This window comes from Lactobacillus helveticus DSM 20075 = CGMCC 1.1877 (genome assembly GCF_000160855.1).
GTDB lineage: Bacteria > Bacillota > Bacilli > Lactobacillales > Lactobacillaceae > Lactobacillus > Lactobacillus helveticus.
Map to the genome: position 1 here is coordinate 31,614 of NZ_GG700756.1, position 3,683 is coordinate 35,296.

Genomic DNA, 3,683 nt, shown 5'->3' on the forward strand with positions numbered 1-3,683 from the left:
TTTGTTCAACCTTAATTTGTGGTAATACTGCATCGATTTGACTCTTTACAGCAATATCCTTGGTAAATGCAGTAGCAGCACCACAAGCCATACCAATTCTGAAGCCTTCCTTAGGATCTTGGGTCTTGTAGTAAGTACCAACGAAACCAGCGACCATTGAGTCACCAGCACCAACTGAGTTAACGGCAGTACCAACAGCACCCTTAGCGTGGTATACGTGATCCTTGGTCAAAAGGAAACCACCTTCACCAGCCATTGAAACCATTACGTTTTGTGCACCCATATCAAGCAACTTTTGTGCATATTCAAGCATAACGTCGCTAAAATCAAAGGTTACGCCAAAGAGGTCAGCCAATTCATGGTGGTTAGGCTTAATTACTAATGGCTTGTATTCCAAAGTATCAAGAAGAGCTTGACCAGTAGTATCAACTACGAATTCTGCACCAGCTTCCTTAATAGTTGGAAGAAGTGATTGATAGAAATCAGTTGGCAAACTTGGAGTAAGTGAACCACTCATGACAACAATGTCGCCCTCCTTCAAGTCGTTCAAACGATCCTTGAAAGCAGTGATTTCTTGGTCAGTAATATTAGGACCAGCTGCGTTAATTTCAGTTTCCTTTTCTGCGTGAATCTTAACGTTCACACGAGTGTTGTCTGAAATAATAACAAAGTCGCTTTCAATTCTCTTTTGGTTCAATTGACGAACCAATTCCTTGCCAGTGAAGCCACCAACAAAGCCCCAAGCAGTGTTATCAACACTTAATTGGTTAAGAATTTGAGAAACGTTAATTCCTTTCCCACCTGCTAAAAATGCATCATTATTAGTTCTGTTAACTTCCCCGCTGTTAACTTTTTCTAATTGAAGAACATAGTCAAGCGCTGGGTTAACAGTTACTGTATATATCATTATTTTGCCTCCTCTAGGTTGATATCGGCAGGTAATGCCGCTTTTTGACTGGTTTTAAGTTGATCTGTTACCACGTAAACGTCCTTAGTGTTGGCGAAAACCGCAAAGTTGCGTTCACCAATCTTGGATGAATCAGCTAAAACATAAGCATGTCTAGCCTGTTTGATTTCGGCAGCCTTAATTGCAGCTTCTTCGGGATCTGGCGTTGTAAGATTACCATTTTTTCGATTCCGTTGGCTCCAACAAAGCTAACTGAAAAATTCATCCCTCTAATTTGAGCAAGTGCGGTTTGACCAATCACCGCATGAGTGTCGTCTTTGACCTCGCCACCAATTAAAATGGTCTTGATGCCGTGATTCAAGCTGCATAACGCCGTTTCAACGCCATTAGTAATGATCTTCACCTTAGGAATATCGGCCAAAAATGGAACTAATTTATATGTGGTCGTTCCCGCATCGATAAAGACATTATCACCAGGTTGAACGAAGTTGCGAGCTGCATATTTAGCAATCGCGATCTTAACGTCGTGATTCAAATTAAAGCGGACGTTTTGGGAAACATCACGAGAGAAATTCTTTACTGATTGAGCACCGCCATGCACGCGCTTAAGCATACCGTTCTTCTCCATCTGAATAAGATCACGACGGATAGTAGATTTGGATGTATCGGTTAAGTCGCATAACTCACTAACGCGGCACACTTCGTGCTGATTAACGTAGTTTTCAATTAAGCTTTGGCGTTCCTGTGTCAGCATTCTTTTTTTCACCTCGATCATTATTGTATCCGCTTTCTCTTTCAAAATCAATCATATTTATTCAAGAATAATTATTTTCAGCAATTTTTCTTCAATAAAATTCATTTTTATGCAGTTTTTTACGCAAAAAACAGATCATGCGTGTTTACATGATCTGTTTTCTTAGTCACTCATAATTATTCTTAGTCATTTTACCCTACTTTGACGAAGAATCCGCAAAAATGACGAAGAAAAACCAACAAGATTATTTCTTGCTGGTTTGATGAATATTTGAAAACTTATTCCTTTGAAATCCAATATAAAGTAACACAAAAGTATGACGTATGTGATTAAGAAATCTATTATTTTTGACATTAATTCTTCCCTTTACCAATTTTAAACGGTAACTGCCCAGTTAAAACAAATTGGCTATACAACATTTTAACCGCATCATCTATGGCTAAATTATTTTCTTTTAGAATTGCTTTTGCCGTATTAACGATGTCCTTGTCCAATTGAATATTAATCGTTTTTTTCTTCATTCAGCCACTCTTTCAACTGTTGTAAATTCTTTAACTCAGGAATATTTCCCCAGCTCGTTGTTAATGCACTTAATTTAGCAGCCAATATTGCTTTTTCCTCTTCTTCATTAGTAAGCTTGCTAAAAGGTAATTTTTTATTATTAGCTATATTAGTCAAAAGGCCTATTAAAAAATCACTTTGATCTAATCCTAGCATTTCTAATTTTTCTTGGACATCCTTAGCTAAATCTTCATCAACGGAAATGCTTAGTTGTGTTTTTTGCATCGAAGTTTGATCTTTGTAATCCATAATCTATCACCCATTAATTAAGCAAACCGCGCTTAAAGTTTTGCCATGGACCTAAATCATCGGTTTGTAAAATCAATTTTGGATAGGTACGTCTGATCCACATGAACTACACCGGCACTGAAGTGCCGGTGTAGTTCATTAGTCATAGAATTCCCCTATTCAAGCCTTCTTGTATTCGCTTTCAATTTTAACATAATAGTGCTGCAGATTAACTCAAAACAGGGAATCCGAAACTTTTTCCAGCAAAAAAACCGCCTTGCGGCGGCTTCGTTAATTGAAAATATCTGACATTTTAGTCGGAATATTATTATTTTTAACAAAATATTTTTTGAAAGTAGTAAGATCTTGGTCTTCTCGATCGCGGTGTACGTACATATCATGCACTGCCCAAAATGCAGTGATTGCTAAATTAACACCTAAAACAATCAACAAACCAATCAAAATATATAGTAAGTACATCATCATACGTACACCTCCTAAATCGCTACATGCCCCAGCGTGATATCTTCAATAAAATATCTCACAAAGGCATCTCCAAAGCTCATGCCTTGTCCATTGTAGACATGCCATTCTTCACGCTTTGCTCAAATTGTTCTAGCCATACTGACTAAAAAACAAACGGCTAAATAACCTAAAACTATAATTGCACTTATTGTAATGACCATGTCTACACGTCCTTCTGTATCGTACCACTTAACTAATACACTAATATCTATTGATGGACTTGTCAATATCTAATTCAAAATTTCACTAACGGATTTTACTTGTCATGCCTCCTACCGATATATAAAAAGCCATAAATCGCTGGCCCTATTACGATTGCACCGGCAACAGAAACAACTAGCACTATGGTAAAACGTGGCATGGCGAAAAAGTCTGCACTGAAGCCTTTACTAGCCCAGGCTCCTACAAATACTATTGCCCAGGCAATCAGCATCGAGATAAATAACTTTAAAGCTGAAAATTCATTTTTATTTTTCATCTTTTTTGCCTTCATCATCTGGAACATACTTGAGCAGATCACCGGGTTGGCAATCTAATTCCTCACAAATTTTGCTAAGCGTATCAAAACGAACACCATGTGCCTTACCTGTTTTCAAAATAGATAAATTGGCTGGTGTAATGCCAATTGCCTTAGCCAAATCTTTTGATTTCATCTTTCTTTTTAACAACATAAAATCAACGGTTACTTCAATCATATTTTTAGCCTCA

Annotated in this window: 6 protein-coding genes and 1 pseudogene; all 7 read right to left on the reverse strand. The window is 37.4% G+C overall.

Features of this window, described 5'->3' with window-relative positions:
* Positions 1–907 (reverse strand): 1-phosphofructokinase (pfkB, locus tag HMPREF0518_RS10340; RefSeq protein ID WP_003627333.1); only part of this gene is annotated, 907 nt, incomplete at its 3' end.
* A pseudogene (locus HMPREF0518_RS06700) lies at positions 907–1,661 on the reverse strand (DeoR/GlpR family DNA-binding transcription regulator). The pseudogene HMPREF0518_RS06700 and the gene pfkB, both read right to left, overlap by 1 nt.
* 353 nt (positions 1,662–2,014) lie before the next feature.
* The gene (locus HMPREF0518_RS06705) at positions 2,015–2,182 is read right to left on the reverse strand and encodes a type II toxin-antitoxin system RelB/DinJ family antitoxin (protein WP_003627335.1); all 168 of its coding nucleotides are present in this window, start codon (positions 2,180–2,182) and stop codon (positions 2,015–2,017) included.
* Entirely contained in the window at positions 2,163–2,471 is a 309-nt protein-coding gene (locus HMPREF0518_RS06710; RefSeq protein WP_003627337.1) for a type II toxin-antitoxin system RelB/DinJ family antitoxin, read from the reverse strand. Before HMPREF0518_RS06710 ends, HMPREF0518_RS06705 begins: the two co-directional genes overlap by 20 nt.
* 270 nt (positions 2,472–2,741) lie before the next feature.
* Positions 2,742–2,933, reverse strand: a complete 192-nt coding sequence (locus HMPREF0518_RS06715; protein ID WP_014919460.1) for a hypothetical protein — start codon at positions 2,931–2,933, stop codon at positions 2,742–2,744.
* Between the two features lie 298 nt (positions 2,934–3,231).
* Positions 3,232–3,453 carry a hypothetical protein gene (locus tag HMPREF0518_RS06720; protein WP_003630196.1) on the reverse strand — a complete coding sequence of 74 codons (222 nt, stop codon included), beginning with the start codon at positions 3,451–3,453 and terminating at the stop codon, positions 3,232–3,234.
* Entirely contained in the window at positions 3,443–3,670 is a 228-nt protein-coding gene (locus tag HMPREF0518_RS06725) for a helix-turn-helix domain-containing protein (protein ID WP_003630198.1), read from the reverse strand. The genes HMPREF0518_RS06720 and HMPREF0518_RS06725 overlap by 11 nt, the downstream gene beginning before the upstream one ends.
* Between the last annotated feature and the right edge of the window lie 13 nt (positions 3,671–3,683).